Below are 20393 nucleotides of genomic sequence, written 5' to 3'. Positions count from 1 at the left end.
TGATGACGGCGTGCTCAATTACTGCCTCTCTGCCGGCTCCGTTTCCCAATCCAGCCCATTTCCTTCGCAATCACGTCAAGCATGATCTCGTTCGCACCACCGCCGACGGCAACGATACGCAAATCCCGCAACATGCGGGTAATGCGGTTTTCCCACATATAACCCTGGCCGCCGAAATACTGGGCACAACCGGACGGGACTTCCAGTGCCAGCTTACCGACCAGATATTTTGCCATCGACACCAGACGGGTGACATCCAGTTCCGACACCAGCGCTTCGCCGGCGCGATAAGCAATCGAACGTACTGCTTCGATCTGTGACAGGTAGTCGGCGAGGCGGTGATAGAGCGCCTGGTTTTCAATCAGCGGCTTGCCGAACGTGCGGCGTTCGCTGGTATAGTCGACCGTCAATGCAATAGCGTCTTCCAGTGCGGAAATGCTGCGCAGGCAAGCCCATAGCCGTTCATGCTGAAATTGTTCCATCTGGTAGATGAAACCTTTTCCTTCTTCACCGATCAGGTGGCGTTGCGGGACTCTTACTTCGTCAAAGAATACCGGTGCCGTGTCGGAACAGTGCATGCCAAGCTTATGCAGTGGCTTACCCACACTGACTCCACGCGTATCCATGGGAACCAGGATCAAGGACTTGTTGCGATAAGGCCCTCCCTCTTCCGATGTATTGACCAGCAAGCTGATCCAGCGCGCATGCGTGGAATTCGTGATCCACATTTTGGCGCCGTTGATGACATAGTCGCCGCCATCCTTGCGTGCCGTGGTTTTTATGGCTGATACATCGGAACCGGCGCCCGATTCGCTCACCCCGATACTGGCCACCGCTTCGCCGCTGATTGCGGGAACCAGGAACTCGTTACGCAGTGCGTCGCTGCCGTGTGCGGTAAGGGCCGGTATCGCTGACAAGTGGGCCCCAATGGCAAACGGAATGCTGGGCGAATGCGCATGCCCCAGCTCTTCCGCTGCGACCATGACGTACGAAAAATCCAGACCGAGCCCGCCAAATTCAACCGGCTTGTTAATGCCAAGCAAGCCAAGTTCTCCAGCGCGCGCAAAGATGGATGGCAGCGGCGCAGCGCCGGCAGCTTCCCACTCGTCCGCATGCGGGTTCAATTCCTGGTCGACAAACTTCTTAATGCCGCGTCGCATGTCTTCATGGGCCGAGGTAAATAAATTAGACACGTGAATAGTCTCCATCTGTAAAGGGTGACGAACTTTGGTGGCTCTGGCGGGACGTCAAAACAATACGCCCTTCTTAACTTCATGGCAGCAAGCCTGCCTGCTCAAGGGATTTTCGTTCCTTTTCAAATGCGGTTTTCGCGTACGCCGCATATTCTTCAGGTGTTTTCCGCCATAGGGTCTGGTGGATTGATTTGAGCACTTCCAGATGCTGTGGATCGTTCAAGGCCTTGTCAAACGCACGGTGCAGTTTCTGTACGACTTCAGGCGGCATACCTTTCGGGCCGACCAGGCCATAAGGACTTTGGGATACCAGGTTGATGCCAAGTTCACGCGCTGTCGGCACATCAGCCAACCCTGCGTAACGTTCGGGCTCCCACAGCATCAGGATGCGCGCTTTATCTCCCAGCATGGTAAGGGTACTGATGGCGTCTGCGGAAATCATGACTTCGCCGCTGAGGAGCGCGCGGGCCGTCTCGGACCCGCCCTTATACGGTATGTGGTTGAACTTGAGACCGGTTTGCCGCTCGATTTCGGCCATGCCCAGATGCTGGGTGCTGCCAATGCCGACCGAACAATAACTAACCTTGCCCGGATTGGCCCGTGCATACTTCACGATATCGTTCCACGACTTGAATTCTGAATCGGAACGCACGGCGACCCCGAGCAAGTAACCGGACAGACCTGTCACATAGGTAAAGTCACGCAGCGGATCCCAACTCACTTTTTGCATGTGCGGCATTCGCCAGACAGTCACGGGTGCGTGCGCCAGGGTATAGCCATCGGGTTTGCCAGTGCTGGCAAGCGTGCTGGCCGCCAGTGTTCCGCCCGCGCCGGATTTGTTTTCCACGATAACGGGCTGGCCGAGCTCCTTGCTGGCCAGATTGGCCAGTACACGGATTTCACGGTCAGTGCTGCCGCCCGCCGGATAAGCAACCTGTATTGTGATTGGCCGGCTTGGGAATGTTTCGGCTTGTGCAACAGTAACGTTGAGACATGCGGTGATGGAAGCACAGACAGCGAGGATGAAAGCTTTGATGCTCATAAAGGTCTCCTGGTTAAATCGCAACATGTTTGGAGGTTTTTAGTCCTTCGAAATTAGACCTGCCTGCTCCATTAACTTGCGCTCCTCCAGGAACGCCGATTTTGCGTATGCCGCGTAATCCGCTGGCGAGCGGTACCACAGCGTCTGGTGAATCTGCCCCAGCAGCTGGACATGCTCCGGATCTTCGAGAGCCTTCTTGAACGCGTCGTGAATTTTGCTGACTATCTCCGCCGGCATTCCCTTTGGCCCTACCAGTCCAAAAGGACTCTGGTACACGATATTGAGTCCCAGTTCACGCGCGGTTGGCACGTCGGGCAGGCCGGCGTAGCGGGTCGGCTCCCATACCATCAGGATGCGTGTCTTGCCTGCGTTGGCAAGACCGGCGAAACCGCTGACGGCATCGGCCTGTAGCATGACTTCGCCTGCAAGGAGTGCACGCGAGGAATCCGCCGCGCCTTTATAAGGAATATGATTAAACCGAACCCCTGTTTGCTTTTCAATATCCGTCATCGCCAGGTGCAGTGTGCCGCCGATACCAGTCGATGCATAACTCACCGAACCGGGGTTGGCGCGCGCATGGCGGACAACGTCTTCCCATGTCTTGAACGGCGAGTCGGCGCGTACTGCGACGCCAAGCACGTAGCCTGACATCCCGATGATGTAGCTGAAATCGCGTACCGGGTCCCAGTTCACTTTTTGCATATGCGGCACCCGGAATACGCCGACCGGTGCCTGGGCCAGCGTGTAACCATCGGGTCTGCCGGACAAGGCCAGCGTACTCGCCGCGAGCGTGCCCGCTGCTCCCGGTTTGTTTTCAACAATGATGTTCTGGCCGAGATGCTTCGCTGCCAATCCTGCCAGCACCCTGAATTGACGATCGGTTGCACCCCCTGCTGAGAACGCAACTTGTACGGTAACGGGACGGCTCGGATAATTGTCGGCAGCAACAGCGTTAGCCGTAACCAGATGGAACAATCCAGCCAGGCAAGCTGCAAAAAAGTGCGTGAAGCGCATACGTGTCTCCTGTATATGGTTTTAATCTGCAAACTATCAACGCGATAAGACGGTTGGTCAGTGTCAGTTCATGAACGCTCCGCCATTGACATCGAAACATGCACCCGTCACAAATGCAGCTTCTTCCGATGCAAGGAAGGCAATGACGGCTGCGATTTCTTCCGGTGTTCCGCCGCGGCCGGCGGGTGTCTTGGCGCGGATCTGCGCCAGGATGTCGGGACTCATTGCCAGTGCCAGTTTGGTTTCTACCAAACCTGGCGCAACGGCATTCGCTGTCACCCCATACGGCGCGAACTCGGTTGCAATGGCACGCGTCAGTCCAAGGATGGCGGCCTTCGAGGTCGCATACGCCGAACTCGCCTGGTTCGGATTGGTGCGGCCCGCACGCGACGAGGTATTGATGACCCGGCCCCAGCCGCGTTCCCGCATCGCGGGCACGAACTGCTGCGCGAGCCGCATCGGCGCTGTGACGTTGACTTGCATGACAAACTCCCATTCTTCCAGCGAGATGCCTGCCAGGCCTGCCGCCTTGCCCGCATGCTTGGGCGAGACGGCGGCATTATTTACCAGGATGGCAACCGGATCCCAGCGCGCCCGAATTGCCGTATCCAGTCGTTGCGGTGCATCGGGCTGACGCAGATCGATTGCCAGCGGCAGCACGCGATCCGCCGGCAGATCGGCCGCCGCGGACTCCAGCGCCTCCGTGTCAAGGTCTACCATGGCGACATGGTGGCCGGCCTCAAGCAGATTGATTGCGGTCGCGAGACCGATTCCGCGTGCTGCCCCGGTTACCAAAGCCGTTCGTAGCTGTTTCATGTCGCGTTTCCTTTAACTATTAACTATTGGAGTCAACTGGTGTGGTGGACAACAGTGCATCAAGCGCAACCACGCCATCGCCCTCTGCCCTTACCAGAAGCGGATTGATCTCAAGTTCATTGATCGCCCCATCGAGATGCATTGCAAGCGTCGAGACGGCTGCGATAGCCGAGCAGGCCGCTGCGATATCGCCCCGAGGCTTGCCGCGAAACCCGGTCAGCAGCTTGTAGCCACGCAGTTCCTTAAGCATCTCGTGCGCAATCGTTTCATCAACCGGAAGCAGTCGATGGGAGACATCGCGGAATAGCTCGGTGAAAATGCCACCCAATCCCACCGTCATCGACAACCCGAAGATCGGATCTCTTGTGATACCGACGATCAGTTCACCTACGCCAGCTTCCATTTTCTGCACCAGCACGCCGCGCAGTTCGGCTTCGGGCTGCGACACACGCACGTTATCCATCACTTCGGCGTAAGCGTTCCTGACTGCATCTGCGTTCGTCAGATGCAAGCGGACGCCGCCGGCTTCAGTCTTGTGTGCAATGTCGGGGCTCAGAATCTTGAGTGCAACCGGAAAGCCAGTCATGTCGGCGAAGGCAGCGGCCTCATCGGCATTTCTGGCGACCCGCTCCGCACACACCGGCACACCATGTGATTCGAGCAGACGCTTGGTCTGGTACTCATCCATCCGCGGAGAAAGCAGAAGTTTTTCCCCGGTTGCCACTTCCCGTTCGGTGCGCAACGCTCTCCAGTGGTCGCGCCGGCTTGCCTCTTCACGCCACGGTAGATATGTCGCCATCGCGCCGACCGCCCGCGCAACATCGGTAAAGACGGGAATACCCGCACGTTCAAGATCATCGCGCGATTTTGCCTTGCCGGTATCGATGGCAATGAACAGTCGACCGGAACGACGTGATGCATCAATCAGTTCGTCAGCAATGCGGTCAAGCAGGTAGCCAGTCGCATAGACCAGGACCGTATCAATATTGCTATCGGCGACCAGCGTTGCAAACACCTCCGCAGCGAGTCCTTCGCGGTTATACAGGTTAGCGGTCAGGTCGATGGGATTGGCTACCATCCCCAGCATGGGCGCTTTTTCTTTGAGTATTCTTTGCGCATCCTGAGGAAGGACCGGAACCTCGAGCCCGGCCGATACCAGCAGATCCGTCAGCAAGCCGCCCATCGCCCCGGAGATTGAGGCGACCGCAATGCGTCTGCCTGCGGATCTGTCTTTCATGCCCGCAAGGTAAGCGACGTCGACCAGTTGCATGGGATCGCGTGCCTGCATGATGCCTAATTGCCGAAACGCGGCGCGGTTGATTGCCTGATTGCCCGCCAGGGAAGCGGTATGTGACATTGCAGCGATGGAACCCTGTTCGGTTTCTCCGGATTTGATGAGTATCAGCGCCTTTCCCGCACGGTGAAATTTCTCGCTTACCCTGATCAGGCGTTCACCGTCGCGCAAGCCTTCGAGGTAGCCAATCACCGAATGTGTCTGCGGATCATCGGCCAGATATTCGAGATATTCGGCAAACTCAATACTGGCCTCATTACCGGTATTGATGAATTGGTTAAACTTTATACCGCGTTCATAGCCGGCCACATACAAGATGGCGCACATGTTGCCGCTCTGTGTCACAAGACTTACATGACCGGCTCCCGTATTGGGCGGGTAATCGCGAAAGATGGTGGCAAATGCAGTAATGGCACCCGTACTCAGGTTCGCCAGGCCCATGCAGTTGGGTCCGCAGACCGCCATATCGTGCTCGCGGGAAAAGTCGGCGATCTGTTGCTGCAACCGGGCTCCTTCCTCGCCTTCCTCTGCAAAGCCGGATGCATAGATGATGGCAGCGCGAATGCCTTTCGCATGACACTTGACGAGCGTGGGAAAGACCATGTCTGCACCGATGGCCAGGACCGCCAGATCTGGCGCCTCGGGCAAGCTTTCGATATCGGGATAACACTGCAGACCGTGCATTTCCTGGTACTTCGGGTTAACCGGATAGACCTTGCCTTCAAAGCCAAACTTGACCAGATGATCTATTGCAATCCCGCCAAGCCGTGACGGATCGGCCGATGCGCCAATGAAAGCGATCGATCTCGGATTAAGCAGCAAGTCCATCGGGCGCAAGGAACCACGTTCCGTTACTGCGGCAACCTGTGTCGATATGTCACGCTTGTTCATTTACACTCCGCAAGTGTCGTCTTGTTCTGGTCAATTACCTTTGCAAGCCCGGCGTTCCTGATCTGCGCGAATTCCGCCGAGGCATGGGTAACCTGATGGGTATCGAAATGCGCTTGCACGGCATTTCGGAAACCCTGGATGTCGTAGGTGCGATTGAGCGATTTTTTCAGTGCGCGCGTTGCAAATGGTGGCGCTTTTGCGATTTTCTGGGCAATCTCCATCGTGCGTGTATCGAGGTCAGCGCGCGGCACTACGCGGTTGACCATCCCTATACGATAGCCATCCTCCGCACTGATACGCTCGCCAGTGAACAGAAATTCCTTCGCATGACGCAGGCCCATCACCCAGGGTTGAAACAAGACTTCGGTCCCGGCCAGACCCATTGAAAACATGACTGAATCCCAGAACCATGCATCATCGGCGGCAACGACCAGATCGCACATGTTGGCCAGCATGAATCCGCCGGCAACGCAGGCGCCCTGCACCTGTGTGATCGTCGGCTTGGGACAATCCCATATGTTCAGGCAGTAGTCGAGGTAGTGATACTCTTCATAATCCCAGCGCTCCTCCGCAGTAAAATCGGAGCGTTTGGCCTGCGCTTCCTTGAGGTCGTGACCGGCTGAGAAATGCTTCCCCTTCCCTGCGAGGATAATGACGCGCACGGAGTCGTCGCGACCGGCTTCGGCGATTGCAACATCCAGGTCCAGAAGCATCTGCCGCGTCTGGGCATTGGCAAAGTCGCCCCGGTTCAGCCAGATCCTTCTTACCGATCCCACGTTTTCAATTAACAGTGCTTGGTCGTGCATAGCGTCTCCTTGAAAGATATCCCATTGGTGAGATACATTTCAAACCTGTCGCCCATCTAGCGCAACCTTGGATATATACTTTGTGCATATTATGAACAGCAACGAAATATGAGTACCGGGACACAAAGTCTTGATCGCGCGCTCAGCCTGCTCAGCCTGATTGAACAGAGTCACCAGGAGGGTATCGAACTGGCAGGGCTTGTCGAGAAAAGTGAACTGGACCGCACTACGGTTTATCGGCTTGTCAGTGCGCTGGTCCAGGCGGGCTTCGTTGAGCGTGATTCGACAACGAAGAAATACCGCTTAGGCGTGGAAGCAATGCAGATAGGCTTGATGGCGATGAGTCGCGCACCTATTGTTGAATCGTGCAAGCCACTGATGCAACTGCTTGCGCGTGAAACCGAAGATACCGTGTTTCTGGTGGTTCGTAACGGGGACTACGCACACTGTCTGCATATCGAACAAGGTAGTTTCCCGGTGAAGGCGATTACCCAGCATGTAGGAGGATTGCGCATTCTCGGTTTGGGGACTGCTGGTCAAGCCTTGCTTGCAACCATGGGGGATGCAGAGATCGAGGCAATTTATATCCGTCACCGGGAAGAGTACGAAAGCCACGGCTTGAACTTGCGCGAGCTGAAACAGGCGGTAAAAAATATTCGCGCCAACGGCCATGCCGTGACAGTCGATATCATCACTGAAGGTGTTTGTGGCGTAGGAGTCGCGTTCGAAATTACAAAAGGCAATTATGCCGGCGTGAGTATCGCTGGCATTGGTTCACGCTTTCCGGCAGCCCGATGCAGGGAGATCGCCTCGCTGATCGGGGCGCAGTTGCGCAGTATCGGATTCCGATCATTCGGCGGCAAGTAAAACTTGCGGAGCGCCGCAGCCCTGTTGGATACGGTTTCTGGGGATGATCTGTCCGGACCGGTTCGACGGGCGTCTTATACCAGTCCGACCCATCACGTAACCAATGGATCATGTTGCGTGATGGCTCCGACTGGTATGACACGCCGCCTGCTGCAGTGCTGCAAGCTGCGGGAACAGGTTCGTCAGGCTGAACGGGCCGTCGTCAGGCCCATTTTTTTGGCGATGATCGACAGCATGACCTCATCAGCACCGCCGCCGATTGATCCAAGCCTGGAGTCGCGGTAGGCACGTGCCGCGCGGTTCTCCCAGGTATATCCCATCCCGCCGTAAAACTGCACACACCAATCAGCAATTTCACGCGCAAGTCTGCCCGCCTTCAGCTTGGCCATCGATGCAAGCTCGACAACATCTTCGCCCGCAATATATTTTTCAGCCGCCATATAAATGAGTCCGCGCAAAGCTTCAACTTCTGTCTTGAGTTCAGCCAGCTTAAACTGGATGTACTGGTTGTCCAGCAACGGTTTTCCAAAAGCCACTCGCTGGCGCAAATAGTCGGCCACTTCGGTAATCAGATGTACCGCGCCCAGACGCCGTGCAGCAGCAGCAAGCCGTTCTTCCTGAAATTGTTCCATCTGGTAGATGAAACCCATATTTTCCTGTCCAATGCGATTGCTTTGTGGAACGCGGACCCCATCAAAAAAGATTTGAGCAGTATCGGATGACCAGTTGCCAATCTTGCGAATTTTTTTCATCTCTATTCCCGGACGCAGCTTGCCGTTCTCCCTCAACGGAACAATAATCAGAGACTTGTTCTTGTGCGCCGGGCCGTCCGATGTATTGGCAAGCAGGCAGATCCAGTCGGCCTGTGTCGCATTGGTGATCCACATTTTCGATCCGTCGATGATGTAATCGCCACCATCCTTACGGGCACGAGTCTTCAGTGACGCAACATCCGAGCCGGCGCCCGTTTCGGAAACGCCGATGGAGATCACGACGTCCCCGGCAATAGCGGGAGCCAGATATTCGCGCCGCAACGCATCACTGCCATGACGGGCCAACGCCGGTGTCGCCATGTCTGTCTGCACGATAATTCCCATACTTACGCCCTGCGCCGTCACGGAACCAAGCGCCTCTGCAGCCGCAATATTGAAAGAGTAATCAAGTCCCATGCCACCATAGGCCTCTGGCCGGTTAATTCCCAGGAAGCCGGCATTGCCCATTTTCTTGAACAACTCATGTGCGGGAAAGATGCCTGCTTCTTCCCACTCATCGGAGTAAGGCTCGATTTCGACCTGGATGAAGCGATTGATCGCATCCATCAGCTTGTGATGCTCTTCTGTATAGATCATGGAATAGTTGGATAAATAGGGATTAAAAATAGTCAGAGCATGAACATGCCGCCGTTGACGTCGATGACCGAGCCGTTAATGAAGCTGGCGTCCTCTGTCGCGAGGAAGGTAATGGCGGCGGCCACTTCATCAGGCTTGCCGATGCGACCGACCGGCACCCTTTTTGCGTAGTCCTCGGCGACTGCTGCCCCGGTCGTTGCCCCGAGTGCGGTTGCGATCCGTCCGGGCGCTACCGCATTGGCGGTGATACCAAACGGGCCAAGCTCGGTAGCTATATGTCTCGTCAAACCAAGCAGTCCTGCTTTCGACGCCATGTAAGCAGGACCGACCGGACCAAGCGCCCGCGTACGTCCGCCCGAAGACGATACATTGACGATGCGTCCCCAGCGTGCCTCTTTCATTGCCGGCAGCAGCCTTTGGCACAGTCGCATCGAGGAGGTAAGGTTGACATACAAGATGCGATTCCATTCATCCATCGTCATGTCGAGTATGTTCAAAGCAACGCCGTTGTACTTGGGTGCGATGCCTGCGTTGTTTACCAGAATCTGCGCAGGCCCCCATCTATGCTGGCTGGCTTCGGCAACAATATCCGCAGCGTTATCCTGGGCGATGTCTATGCATAGGGTCTCCAGTCGCTCGGATGGAATTTCCATCTTGAGTTTGGACAGGGCCGCGCTATCAATATCACATGCAAGTACGTTTAAGCCGCTTGCTGCAAAACGCCTTGCTGCCGCGGCGCCGATACCGGATCCCGCTCCGGTAATCACTACTGTCTTGGGTTGCACCATTTTCATCAATCCTTTACCGGTTTTCCAAACTTTTTAATCAGCTCTTTTTCCTTAGCATAGGTGCGCTGAGCCCACTCCTTATACTCCGCAGATCCGAGGTAAGAATGCACCTGTCCAAGCTGAGTCAGCATCTGCCTGTTTGGCAATTCATCAGACGCCTTACGGAAGGCGTTTTCCAGGATTGCGACTACCTTTGGATCCATTCCTGCGGGCCCGACAATGCCATAGGGGACTTCCGCAATCATGTTGGTACCAGCTTCCGGCAAAGTGGGAACATCCGGGAAACGCGAGGCGCGTTCCTTGGTAAACACAGCCAGCATTCGCGCTTTCCCAGTATCGACCATGGGCGCTATGCCGCCGAGACTAGGCAATGCAAAATCCAGCTGTCCACCGACCAGATCCTGAATCTGGTCACCATCGCCCTTATAGGGTACGGCGTTCAACTTCACACCTTCCAGCATCGCTGCGTTTTCCATGATGAGGTGCATGGTTGAATTGAAGCCCGCGCTTCCATAACTGAGCTTGCCGGGATTTGCCTTGGCGTAGGCAAGCAATTCTTTCCAGGTTTTGAATGGACTATTGGCAGGTACCGCCACGACGTAGGCGTAACTCGACAGCATGCTGATATAAGTAAAGTCAGTCAGCGGGTCATACGCCATTTTTTGCAGAAGGGGGAGGCGCAAGCTGGTTGGAACCACCACAGACAGTTTGTATCCGTCAGGGGGCGTTGACTTCAGGGCACTGAGTGCTACTGATCCTGATGCGCCGGACCGGTTCTCTACGATGATTGTCTGGTTAAGGTGTTTGCTTGCCAGCTGGGAGATAGTTCGCAGATGGACATCGGTACTGCCGCCAGGTGGGAATGGCACGATCAGAGTGATCGTTTTGCTTGGAAAAGTATCGGCATGAACAAATGGTACGGCTAGCAAGCCAAACGTCGCCGCGACTATTGCAATAAACCTTCTCATTTTTGTCTCCTTGATCTCAATCGAAATTGCCTTACGTTTGGCTGCCGAATAGGGTTTTCGGGCGCGATACAGATCTACGGATCTGTACTTTTCATCCCGACACCGTCATGCCTTCGTGTGCGAAGCAGGCAAAGTACATTTAACATAGGAAGAGATCTCTTAAGCAAACCCATTTATATCGATTGTGCATATTATGAACACGAGCACGGATAAGATTTCCGGGGCGCAAAGCATTGCCCGCGCGCTGTCGATGCTCAAGATGCTGTCCGAGCATCATGAAAAAGGCGCTGATCTCAATGAGATGATTGCCTTGACGGGGCTCAACCGAACCACGGTGTACCGTCTGCTTTGTGGGCTTGCGGAGGGTGGTTATGTGGAGCGGAATGAAGCCACAAAAAGGTATCATCTCGGATTGAATGCCATGCAACTTGGGCTGACGGCGATGACTCGTCCGCCCATTGTGGAACGTTGCCGCCCGCTCATGCGCTCTCTTGCCCGCTCGACGGAAGACACTGTATTCCTGATCGTCCGAAACGGAGACTTTGCACATTGCCTGCATCTGGAACGAGGACCATTTCCGGTACGCGTGATGACGACGCTGACCGGCAGCTTTCGCCTTCTTGGCCTGGGGACAGCTGGACAGGCCTTACTGGCCACACTGACCGCTGCAGAACTCAAGGCGCTCTACAGCAGGCACGCCGCCGAGTACGAACGGAGCGGCATGAGTGAATCCCGGATAAAGAAAATTGTGGAAAAGACACGCAGTGACGGCTACTCCACCGGACTTAATCTGCTGATTCCAGGAGTACACGCGGTCGGAGTCGCATTCGAACTCACCAAAGGACACTACGCGGCTCTCAGTGTTGCGGCAATTGCTTCACGACTCGACGAAAAACGTCGCCGGGATATTGCCGAAAGCATCAGGTCCGAACTAAACGAGAGTGGTTTCAAACTGTTCCCCGGATAGCGCTTGCAGTCTCTTCAAGCCATGAAGACGTATCAGAGGACGGCCAACGCGAGCAGGACGAAGGCTGCAAGCCATACCGTTTCTGCCACCAGCATTGCAATCGGCCGCCAACCCAACGACGCCAGCGACTGGAATGAGGTCTTTACACCCAACGCAGCGATTGCAGTGACCAGGCACGCACGCGACACACGGCTAATTCCGTTCGCCACTTCCGGCGGAATAAAACCCGCGCTATTGCAAGCCATCAGCCAGACGAAACCGATCAGAAAGAAGGGTACCAAGGGTGGTGTGTCGAACTCAGTGGTGCTATTCCTGGTCGAAAAAATAATGGTCAGGCCAATGACGACCGGCACCAGACATGCGACCCGCGTTAGCTTCACTAGCGTGGCGACATCGCCGGTGTGGTTGGACATCAAGTAACCAGCCCCCACCACCTGTGCAACATCATGAATAGTGCCGCCGATGAAAATTCCAGCCATCGTCGGATCTAGTCCCAGGACCCTTGCGACAAGGGGATATACGATCATTGCGATGGTCGACAAAGTCGTCACACCCACGACCGTCAGCAATGTGAATTTTTCATTTTCTTTCGTCTGAGGCAGCACTGCGGCGATGGCCAATGCCGCCGATGCGCCACAAATCGCAACCGCGCCCCCGGACAGCACGCCTTCGGTTGCCGGCCGTCGCAGTTTGAATGCCAGCGCGTAGCCGAATAGTATGGTGATCAATACCGCCCCGATCACAATCAGAATGGGCCGGATACCCATCGACTCAATCTGTCCAAACGTGACCCGTGCACCGAGGAGCGCAACACCGATACGCAGTACTGTTTTACTGCAAAATTCGATTCCGGGTTTACAAGAAACGTCCTGCGACAGAAAGTGAAATGACAGGCCGAAAAATAACGCATAGAGCAGTTGCGGCCCACCATAAGTATCAGAAATGAACGAGGCAGCCAGCGCTATAACGATCGCGACAGCCATGCCAGGCCAGTTTTTTTTGACGGTGGCTGGATGCCACATGGACAGCGTGTCAGAGAGTCGGACAAAAACTGTCCTTAGCATTGCAATGCCTTATAAAAGGTGAACGATCGTTGGACAACGGAATACGGGTAGACCCCTTTTTCCGATGGACTAAAGAAAACGGATCAACCCTCAATCGTGATTTTTCCCGCTTCGACGATGCCACGCCATTTCGCTGTTTCCGCTGTGATCAACTTGCGGAACTCATCCGGTGTATTGATGACGTCATCTGATCCAAAGGCGGCAATCTTTGCGCGAACGTCCGGCATGCGCCCGGCCTTCATCGTTTCTTCGCTCAGACGCTTGATTATCGCATCGGGCAGACCCGCGGGAGCAAGAAGACCATACCAGCCACGCGCTTCAAAATCAGCAATGCCGCTTTCCATCATTGTTGGTACCGAAGGCAGCAAGGAAGTGCGCTTTGTGGTCGTGACCGCGAGCGGGATCATACGGCCGGACTTGATATGTGCATCGACGAGGGCGAGGTTTTCAAATGCATAAAGCACCTCCGATCCAAGTACGGCAACCACCGCGGGCGCGCCGCCCTTGTAAGCAACGTGGGTGGACGTGGTACCGGTTTTTTGCTTGAATAGTTCACCAGCGAGATGCTGCGGCGTCCCGGCTCCCGCTGATCCATAGAAAGCCTTGGCGCCAGGGGACTTAATCCGCGAAAGAAGCTCTGATACATTCTTGACGCCCGTATCGGCCGATGTCACTAGCACCAGAGGGGTTGCAGCGAGCAGGCTAATTGGCGTGAAATCGGCGGCAACGTCATAGCCAATGTTTTTATAAAGCGAGACATTGATGGCCAACGGGCCGCTTGCGCCAAGTAGCAAGGTATAAGGATCGCCGCGTGATCGTGCAACGTAGGCAGTGCCGATGTTACCGCCTGCACCCGCCTTGCTCTCGACAAGGACTGGCTGCTTTAAACTCTGTGACAACTTGTCTCCGACGAGACGTGCCAGAATATCGACGATGCCTCCGGGCGGATAAGGACTGATTATCCGTATCGGCTTCGAGGGCCAGTCTTCAGCGGAAACGATGCCAGGAAAGCCCACAACGCCGAGAGCCGCCGCCGAGGTAAGGAATTGACGTCTGGATAGTGTCATTGTCTCGCTCCTTGTATTCTGTATTGAACGTCAGCGCGTCTGGTCTGTGTCAGACCGGGTCAAGCGCAAACGTCAGCTTGGTACCTTTAACGATGATACCACCGCGCTCGCCGGGTTTAGTCGAACCATATCGCGTCGCAAAGACTTCCGGAAGCGGACGCCCTTCTTTCGGTGCAAGCCAAAGCCGTAACAGATGGCGGCGACGTTCCGGTTCTGGCCAGTCTTCGAAGTCGGTGCGTGAATGCAGCAACTGGTGATTGTGCAAAAATTGCATATCGCCCGGTCGGAACTCCATTTGCAAGTTAAGCTTCGGGTCGTTGGCCAGAGTGTCGAGGTATGCCAGTGCTTCAATTTCGCGCTCACTCAGACGTCGTGCCTCGGGAAACAGCTCTTGCGCGCTGCGAATGTACTGGCCGACATATATCGTGGTCAGCTGGCCGGCATACCAGTTAAATACCGGAATATCAAACCAGGGCTTCATGCCATCTGGCACTTCTCCGCGGCGGTCTGTCGGAAAAGGATGAAAGAGTTCTGCCGCCAGATCAGGCCGCCTGGCCATCATCTCGTTATACAAAGTCACCGAACTCACAATTCGACTTTCGCCCCCGGAGCGCGAAGTCTTCAGGCAAATCAGGCCGACAATGTCACACGAATCCGTATGGTATTCGAGCTCGCGATTGGTTTGGTAATAGCGCGTCATGGGCTTACTGATATCAGCACCAAGGTCGCGTACATGTCCCAATAGATGGCCTTTGGCGTTTTGTGACCGGAAGCTTCCCAGGTAAGATCCAAGCCCGAGGTAGGCGATAGCCGTCTCTTCAAGACTATAGCGATCGACCGGGAATCCACGTACGAGCACAAATCCGCGGCCATTCAGGACTTCGTCCAGGATTGCCTTCAGCTGAGCGTGCAACTGTGGAAGCCGAAACGTCTCAGGCGTGATATCGCCCAGACTCAGTCCGCTGGATTTGACTTGCCGGATCGCAGCATCAATTTCTGCAAGATCCTGTTCGCCAAGTTCATAGATCCAGTCGCGACGGGCCGCCATCTCTGCGCCATACCAGGCCGATGGGCCATCGATATGCTGGGGAACTGCTGTTTCGTTAAAACGTTCGGGGCTGTTCATCGGGCTTTCCTTGCTCATGGTGGACATGTTGCGCACAAGTCTAATAACGCGGGGTAGAATCGTCCAACGAATAGTTTTAATGGATTAATAGATCCGAGCGATAAATGAATATTACATTGAAACAACTTCGCGCCTTTACCGCGGTTGCGCGGGAACGCAGCTTTACTCGTGCATCAGAACGTCTGCACGTGACGCAATCAACGCTGACTTCCTCTGTGAAGATCCTTGAGGCGGAAATCGGAATGCGGCTGCTGGACCGCTCTACCCGCTCGGTGGTGCTGACACAGCAAGGCTTATCCTTCCTGCCGGTTGCCGAGCGGTTGCTGCGCGACTTACAGGAATCGCTGGATGAGTTGCGCCTGACAGCCAACCGTCAACGGGGCTCGGTCATCATTGCGGCCGCCGCTTCTTTCATCAATTATGTGCTGGCCCCAGCCGTGGCGAAGACCGTATCAACCTATCCGGGAATTAACGTGCGCCTGTCGGAGGAAACCACCGAAAGCGTGGCGCGGCTGGTCGTTTCAGGAGAGGCCGACTTTGGGGTAACGACCTTATTTCAGAAAACACCAGCACTGGATGCCGCGCTCCTATTGACAGACGACTACGGCGCGGTCTATTCAAGGGACCATTCCCTTGTTGGCGAAGAAGCGCCATTAGCCTGGAGTCAGCTTGCGCCGCACACCATGGTCGGATTACATCGTGCCAATGGCATTCGCGCGTTGATTGACATGCATTCAAAAATCGCATCTCAGTATAAAAACCCGGCCTATGAGGTTGGCTCAATGTCGTCATTGCAGCCGTTACTGGTACAGGGATTTGGTTATGCGGCGCTGCCAGCCCTTGCTGCCAAACCCCTGATTGCCGATGGCCTTTGCTTTAAACCGCTGATCCAGCCGACCCTTCGACGGCGGCTTTATGTGGTGAAGAAGAAAGGACGTACTCTTTCGCCTGCCGCGACTGCACTTGTTGAGTCCATGACCGATTCTTTGGCACGCATTGAACGTGACGAGAATATAAAGGTGGTCTTTACGACGACCGAAATGCAAAACTTTTTGAGGAAATGAAACGTTAATATTCCTGCGCGTTCCCCTCGGCCATGCCAGTAGGCGCGAAGTGCTGCGTCAACCCCAGCCTATGCAGGCTGACGATGTCTCGCCGCTATCCGCAAAATTACTTCAATACTTTTCTCCACATCCGCATACGTCGTCGCCCAGGAGACGACACTGATCCGCATCGCCGTATGTCCCTGCCACACTGTACCCCCACACCAGCAAGTCCCGTCAGCCTGAATGTCATCGATCACACGCTTTGTCATCTCAGGCGTACCAAACGAGACCAGCACCTGATTAAGCATCACTTCATTCAACACCTGGTATCCGGCAAAAGAAAACGCTTCCGCAAACCGCCGCGCATAAGCACAGGTACGTTCAACCAGATCGGTTAATCCTGTCCGCCCCAACGAACGCAACGCGGCCCAGACCTCAACCCCGCGCGCACGCCTCGAGAGTTCGGGAGTAAAGTCCGCAGGATTACGGTGTTCACTCACAGTCGGAAGATACTCCGCGGTAATCGCCATCGCAGCCCGTAACGCGTGCGAGTCTCTAACAAATGTCATGCCATTATCGTATGGCACGTTCAGCCATTTGTGTCCATCGGTAGCCCAGGAGTCGGCGTCCTCAATACCCTCAACCAAGTGAGCGCGAGACGGGGCCACCGCAGCCCATAGCCCGAATGCTCCATCGACGTGTACCCATGCACCGCCATCATGTGCACGTTTGCAGATCTGAAGAAATGGGTCGAATGCACCCGTGTTTACATTTCCAGCTTGCGCACATACGATTGTCGGACCAGATATTGGAGGTAGTGTCTCACTGCGGATGCGGCCATGCATATCGACTGGCAATGTCACGACCCGCTGACGTCCAAGACCGAGCATGCCCAGTGCCTTTAGCACCGTCGGATGCGCCTCTGCACCGACGATGACCGTAATGGGAGGAGCGCCAAATAATCCATCGGCTTCTACGTTCCATCCTGCCTTTGCCAGCACCGCGTGCCGTGCCGCAGCGAGCGCCGTGAAATTCGCAACGGTGGCGCCTGTGACAAACGCACCGCCGCAATCCGATGGTAGCTTCAGCACATCGAGCACCCACCTGAGTGCGATTTGTTCAATTGCGGCGGTAGCCGGAGTGACATTGTATAGGCTGCTATTTTGATCCCACGCGCTTGCCAGCCAACCAGCAGCCACGGTGGCAGGGAGCGAACCACCGATAACAAAGCCAAAGAAGCGCGGTCCCGCCATTGCCATGGTCGCCGGTGAACCGATTTCATCCAGTTGCTGAAGAAGCAATTCCGCACTCGCTGGTTCGTCGGCGAGTGGCATATCAAGTAACGCAAGGCGAGCGACCGTGTCTGCATTCGGAGCAACACTTCGCGTCTGCACACCTTCGAGATAACGACTTGCCCGCTCGGCAGTCATTGCCAACAGTTCTCTCATGAGAAGTCTCCTTTGTTTGCCGGTCAGAATATGCTCTGCAGCAAATAAACAGTTGATCCTTGATGTTTGCGCCAGGCATTCCGCAATCGTGGTCGGTACCTTCGATTCATTCCGAAACAATCCATCGCAGGAAACGATGCACTCGTCCCCGGGTGGCCATTAGTGGTTTCTCAAGCACTGTCTTCCAGACACGGAGGCAGTCGTTCGATATGCATCAAACCTGATCTTCAAATATGCTTGCAAGCTAAGAATTTATCCGATGGTTGTTACATTGCGCGGCTTGCCGATTCTTTGCAGCGTCGTTTTCACACAGCTGCCAGAAGCAAAGCGGTAGCCTGTGGTTTTGCCAGGGAATGGCTTTCCATACTGAACTGCCATACGGGTGATAACTGGCCGTTGTGCATTTATATCGCGTCGGTAGTCGTAAACGCCAAGGCTTTTTCGTCAGTCACAGAGGAGACGATCCATGATCGACCAAGCTCAAGTTGAATTCGCCAAAACTTTCTGGGAACAGTCTAGAACTGCCGTGCTACAGGCCCATCAGGCGTGGGACCTGGTAATGCGATCTCAAAAAACCATGATGGACTCGATGCGTAACACAGGTGCGCCTTTCGCACTCGCAGCTGACCAGTTTGACAAACTAATGGAGTTTCATTCAAACCAATATAATGCCGCACTCGAATATATGGACAAGATGTCCGCAGAGTATCAGCGGCTCTTGGCCCAGAACAAGACATAAAAAGCGTAACGGAGCCATCAGTCCGCTATTCAGCCAACAGCTAAGCCCTTACCGGGCGTCGTTCATGTCAAACGTTAAGCCTGAATAAAACCACTGGAGTTCTTATGACTCATCCCCAACCCTTTGTGCGTGAAGGTGGTGCCGGCTCCAGAGTTATCTGCATCCACGCGAACGCGAGCACCTCCGCTCAATGGCGCGGTCTTATAGACCTGTTACTTCCAAAGTATCACATTGTCGCTCCGGATTCTTATGGGGCTGGCAAGAGCCCGGACTGGCATTCCGACAGAATCATTTCACTCCGCGACGAACTTGCGCTGATCGAACCTCTGCTCACTGAAGCCAAGGATCCTGTTGTGTTGGTCGGACACTCTTACGGCGCAGCTGTCGCTCTAATCGCCGCGCTTGTCCATCCTGCACGAGTCCGTGCGCTCGCTCTATATGAGCCCACGCTGTTTTCCCTGGTGGATGCTGAAAGTCCTCCCCCAAATGACGCGGACGGTATTCGAAACGCGGTCCAGATGGCAAGCATGGCGCTTGATCGCGGTGACCAGGAAGCAGCGGCAGAGGCGTTCATTGACTACTGGATGGGGACCGGTAGTTGGAAAAACACGCCGGAACCCCGCAAACAGTCCATTGCTGCTTCGGTAAAGAACGTCCGTCGCTGGGCACATGCTCTTATGTCCGAACCTACGCCGCTGGCAACGTTTCGCCAACTCGACATACCCATCCTTTACATGGTCGGCGGTCGTTCGACTGCGTCGGCTCACGGCGTGGCCCGTGTATTGCTCTCGACGCTTCCTCAAGCGCATCTTGTGAGATTCAATGAGCTTGGCCACATGGGCCCGATCACGAACCCGGAGGCGGTCAATGCCGCAATCGAACAGTTTCTCAGGCAAATCTGACGCATCCATCGAGGCGACTTGACTGCTGCGCGGCCAGTCAACAACTGCTATACCTGTAACCGGACAACCACCAAATATCGAAGGAGAGTCATGGCATGGTCTATAGAAAAGAGAATTATTGCAATGCTGCTCCTGTGTGGAGGACTGCAGGCATGCGGGCATACAGGGACCGAAGGTCGATACCCCATCGCCGGGGGACTGCAATCCGAGATGCGGGAAATACGACTATTGATGGAGCAGGAGGTGGGGGATGCATCCGCGCAGTCGCTTGAGCAGTGCCGTGTTCTTCCGGTTGGTGCGAAGGCATGTGGAGGCCCCCAAACCTTCGTGATCTATTCAACTGTCGACTCTGACGAACGAAAGCTTCAGGAGCTTGCCAGGCAGTATGCGGAAGCTGAAGAGAAATTTAACCGCGTTGCTCATGTGATGAGTACTTGTAGCTATGTTATTCCGCCCGAGGTTCGGATCCAAAACGGAAAATGCAAAAGTAAGCAGCGTTGAGCATGGAAGGTGTGTATCTTTCCACAGGGATTATCAGCTTCTGGGCAGGCTTGACAGTCGGAGGCAAGGACCGTTGGTGTACCTCCTAGCCGTCGGAGTGCTCTTTGCCAGAGCCGGGAAACTCGTATCCATCAGTCAAGTCGGGCTTCCAGACCCGGCAGTAGTACGGCTAGGCGACTTTATCCCGAACTTTTGCTTCCAGTGGTCATTACTGTGGCGCACATGGCTATCAATCGTCATGCATTGCAAATGACAGCGGCCTAATACCAATCCCAACCCATAATGCAACATGACATCGCGTCTTTTTCCGGGGGTGCCGAGCCGCCTGCCGGCGTTGCACTCGTCGTCAATAGCCCGCTATTGACTCCTCCTGCGCCTTGCCAGTCAAAAAAGTCCATCGATCTCATTTGATGGGATGGACTCCCTCCGTCTTTTTGCGCCAAAGTAGACGTACTGGTTCGCATGGGCATGGGGATCAACCAACAAAAGGAGTCCGTCATGAATA

General features: G+C 55.0%; 19 protein-coding genes. 6 read left to right on the top strand and 13 right to left on the bottom strand.

Annotated elements, in window-relative coordinates:
• Positions 1-14 precede the first annotated feature (14 nt).
• From ASE07_RS12170 to ASE07_RS12145, 6 genes are all read right to left on the bottom strand, one after another.
• Positions 15-1193, bottom strand: coding sequence for an acyl-CoA dehydrogenase family protein (locus ASE07_RS12170; protein WP_268793421.1), 1179 nt, complete (start codon positions 1191-1193; stop codon positions 15-17).
• Between the two features lie 79 nt (positions 1194-1272).
• Positions 1273-2235 carry a tripartite tricarboxylate transporter substrate binding protein gene (locus tag ASE07_RS12165; RefSeq protein ID WP_057291098.1) on the bottom strand — a complete coding sequence of 321 codons (963 nt, stop codon included), beginning with the start codon at positions 2233-2235 and terminating at the stop codon, positions 1273-1275.
• A gap of 39 nt (positions 2236-2274) precedes the next feature.
• Positions 2275-3249, bottom strand: coding sequence for a tripartite tricarboxylate transporter substrate binding protein (locus ASE07_RS12160; RefSeq protein WP_057291097.1), 975 nt, complete (start codon positions 3247-3249; stop codon positions 2275-2277).
• Positions 3250-3312: 63 nt separating this feature from the next.
• Entirely contained in the window at positions 3313-4065 is a 753-nt protein-coding gene (locus tag ASE07_RS12155) for an SDR family NAD(P)-dependent oxidoreductase (protein WP_057291096.1), read from the bottom strand.
• 19 nt (positions 4066-4084) lie between these two features.
• Positions 4085-6250 carry an acetate--CoA ligase family protein gene (locus tag ASE07_RS12150; RefSeq protein WP_327196052.1) on the bottom strand — a complete coding sequence of 722 codons (2166 nt, stop codon included), beginning with the start codon at positions 6248-6250 and terminating at the stop codon, positions 4085-4087.
• Positions 6247-7056, bottom strand: a complete 810-nt coding sequence (locus tag ASE07_RS12145; protein WP_057291095.1) for an enoyl-CoA hydratase — start codon at positions 7054-7056, stop codon at positions 6247-6249. The genes ASE07_RS12150 and ASE07_RS12145 overlap by 4 nt, the downstream gene beginning before the upstream one ends.
• Before the next feature lie 108 nt (positions 7057-7164).
• Between ASE07_RS12145 and ASE07_RS12140 the strand changes: the two genes are divergently transcribed.
• Positions 7165-7923, top strand: a complete 759-nt coding sequence (locus tag ASE07_RS12140; protein ID WP_057291094.1) for an IclR family transcriptional regulator — start codon at positions 7165-7167, stop codon at positions 7921-7923.
• A gap of 182 nt (positions 7924-8105) precedes the next feature.
• On the opposite strand, the gene ASE07_RS12135 is transcribed toward ASE07_RS12140, so the two are convergent.
• The 3 genes from ASE07_RS12135 to ASE07_RS12125 are packed head-to-tail and all read right to left on the bottom strand — an operon-like array spanning position 8106 to position 11028.
• Positions 8106-9272: an acyl-CoA dehydrogenase family protein gene (locus ASE07_RS12135; protein ID WP_057291093.1), complete on the bottom strand. Its 1167-nt coding sequence runs from the start codon at positions 9270-9272 to the stop codon at positions 8106-8108.
• Positions 9273-9304: 32 nt separating this feature from the next.
• Positions 9305-10060: an SDR family oxidoreductase gene (locus ASE07_RS12130; RefSeq protein WP_162256877.1), complete on the bottom strand. Its 756-nt coding sequence runs from the start codon at positions 10058-10060 to the stop codon at positions 9305-9307.
• Between the two features lie 5 nt (positions 10061-10065).
• On the bottom strand, positions 10066-11028 hold the full coding sequence (locus tag ASE07_RS12125; RefSeq protein WP_057291091.1) for a tripartite tricarboxylate transporter substrate binding protein: 963 nt from the start codon (positions 11026-11028) through the stop codon (positions 10066-10068).
• A gap of 193 nt (positions 11029-11221) precedes the next feature.
• On the opposite strand from ASE07_RS12125, the gene ASE07_RS12120 reads away from it, so the two are divergent.
• Complete coding sequence (locus ASE07_RS12120; protein ID WP_057291090.1) at positions 11222-11995, top strand: IclR family transcriptional regulator; 774 nt, start codon at positions 11222-11224, stop codon at positions 11993-11995.
• Positions 11996-12027: 32 nt separating this feature from the next.
• Here ASE07_RS12120 and ASE07_RS12115 read toward each other — a convergent pair whose 3' ends face one another.
• From ASE07_RS12115 to ASE07_RS12105, 3 genes are all read right to left on the bottom strand, one after another.
• Positions 12028-13017, bottom strand: a complete 990-nt coding sequence (locus tag ASE07_RS12115) for a YeiH family protein (RefSeq protein WP_057291089.1) — start codon at positions 13015-13017, stop codon at positions 12028-12030.
• Between the two features lie 125 nt (positions 13018-13142).
• Positions 13143-14126, bottom strand: coding sequence for a Bug family tripartite tricarboxylate transporter substrate binding protein (locus ASE07_RS12110; RefSeq protein WP_057291088.1), 984 nt, complete (start codon positions 14124-14126; stop codon positions 13143-13145).
• A 49-nt stretch (positions 14127-14175) separates the two neighbouring features.
• On the bottom strand, positions 14176-15252 hold the full coding sequence (locus ASE07_RS12105) for a TauD/TfdA family dioxygenase (protein ID WP_156396561.1): 1077 nt from the start codon (positions 15250-15252) through the stop codon (positions 14176-14178).
• Positions 15253-15356: 104 nt separating this feature from the next.
• Here ASE07_RS12105 and ASE07_RS12100 point away from each other — a divergent pair, with 104 nt between their 5' ends.
• Positions 15357-16316 carry a LysR family transcriptional regulator gene (locus ASE07_RS12100; RefSeq protein WP_057291086.1) on the top strand — a complete coding sequence of 320 codons (960 nt, stop codon included), beginning with the start codon at positions 15357-15359 and terminating at the stop codon, positions 16314-16316.
• 68 nt (positions 16317-16384) lie between these two features.
• Here ASE07_RS12100 and ASE07_RS12095 read toward each other — a convergent pair whose 3' ends face one another.
• Entirely contained in the window at positions 16385-17746 is a 1362-nt protein-coding gene (locus tag ASE07_RS12095) for a pyridoxal phosphate-dependent decarboxylase family protein (protein WP_057291085.1), read from the bottom strand.
• 466 nt (positions 17747-18212) lie between these two features.
• On the opposite strand from ASE07_RS12095, the gene ASE07_RS12090 reads away from it, so the two are divergent.
• The 3 genes from ASE07_RS12090 (at position 18213) to ASE07_RS12080 (ending at position 19888) form a co-directional block, all read left to right on the top strand.
• Positions 18213-18485 (top strand): hypothetical protein, encoded by a 273-nt coding sequence (locus ASE07_RS12090; RefSeq protein ID WP_057291084.1) that lies wholly within the window; start codon positions 18213-18215, stop codon positions 18483-18485.
• A 104-nt stretch (positions 18486-18589) separates the two neighbouring features.
• Positions 18590-19387 (top strand): alpha/beta fold hydrolase, encoded by a 798-nt coding sequence (locus tag ASE07_RS12085; protein WP_057291083.1) that lies wholly within the window; start codon positions 18590-18592, stop codon positions 19385-19387.
• Between the two features lie 90 nt (positions 19388-19477).
• Positions 19478-19888 carry a hypothetical protein gene (locus ASE07_RS12080; RefSeq protein ID WP_057291082.1) on the top strand — a complete coding sequence of 137 codons (411 nt, stop codon included), beginning with the start codon at positions 19478-19480 and terminating at the stop codon, positions 19886-19888.
• The last annotated feature ends 505 nt before the right edge of the window (positions 19889-20393 follow it).

The organism is Noviherbaspirillum sp. Root189 (genome assembly GCF_001428545.1).
Taxonomy (GTDB): Bacteria; Pseudomonadota; Gammaproteobacteria; order Burkholderiales; family Burkholderiaceae_D; genus Noviherbaspirillum.
Note: the sequence above shows the minus strand (reverse complement) of the source record. Positions and strands in the feature narration are given on the sequence as shown.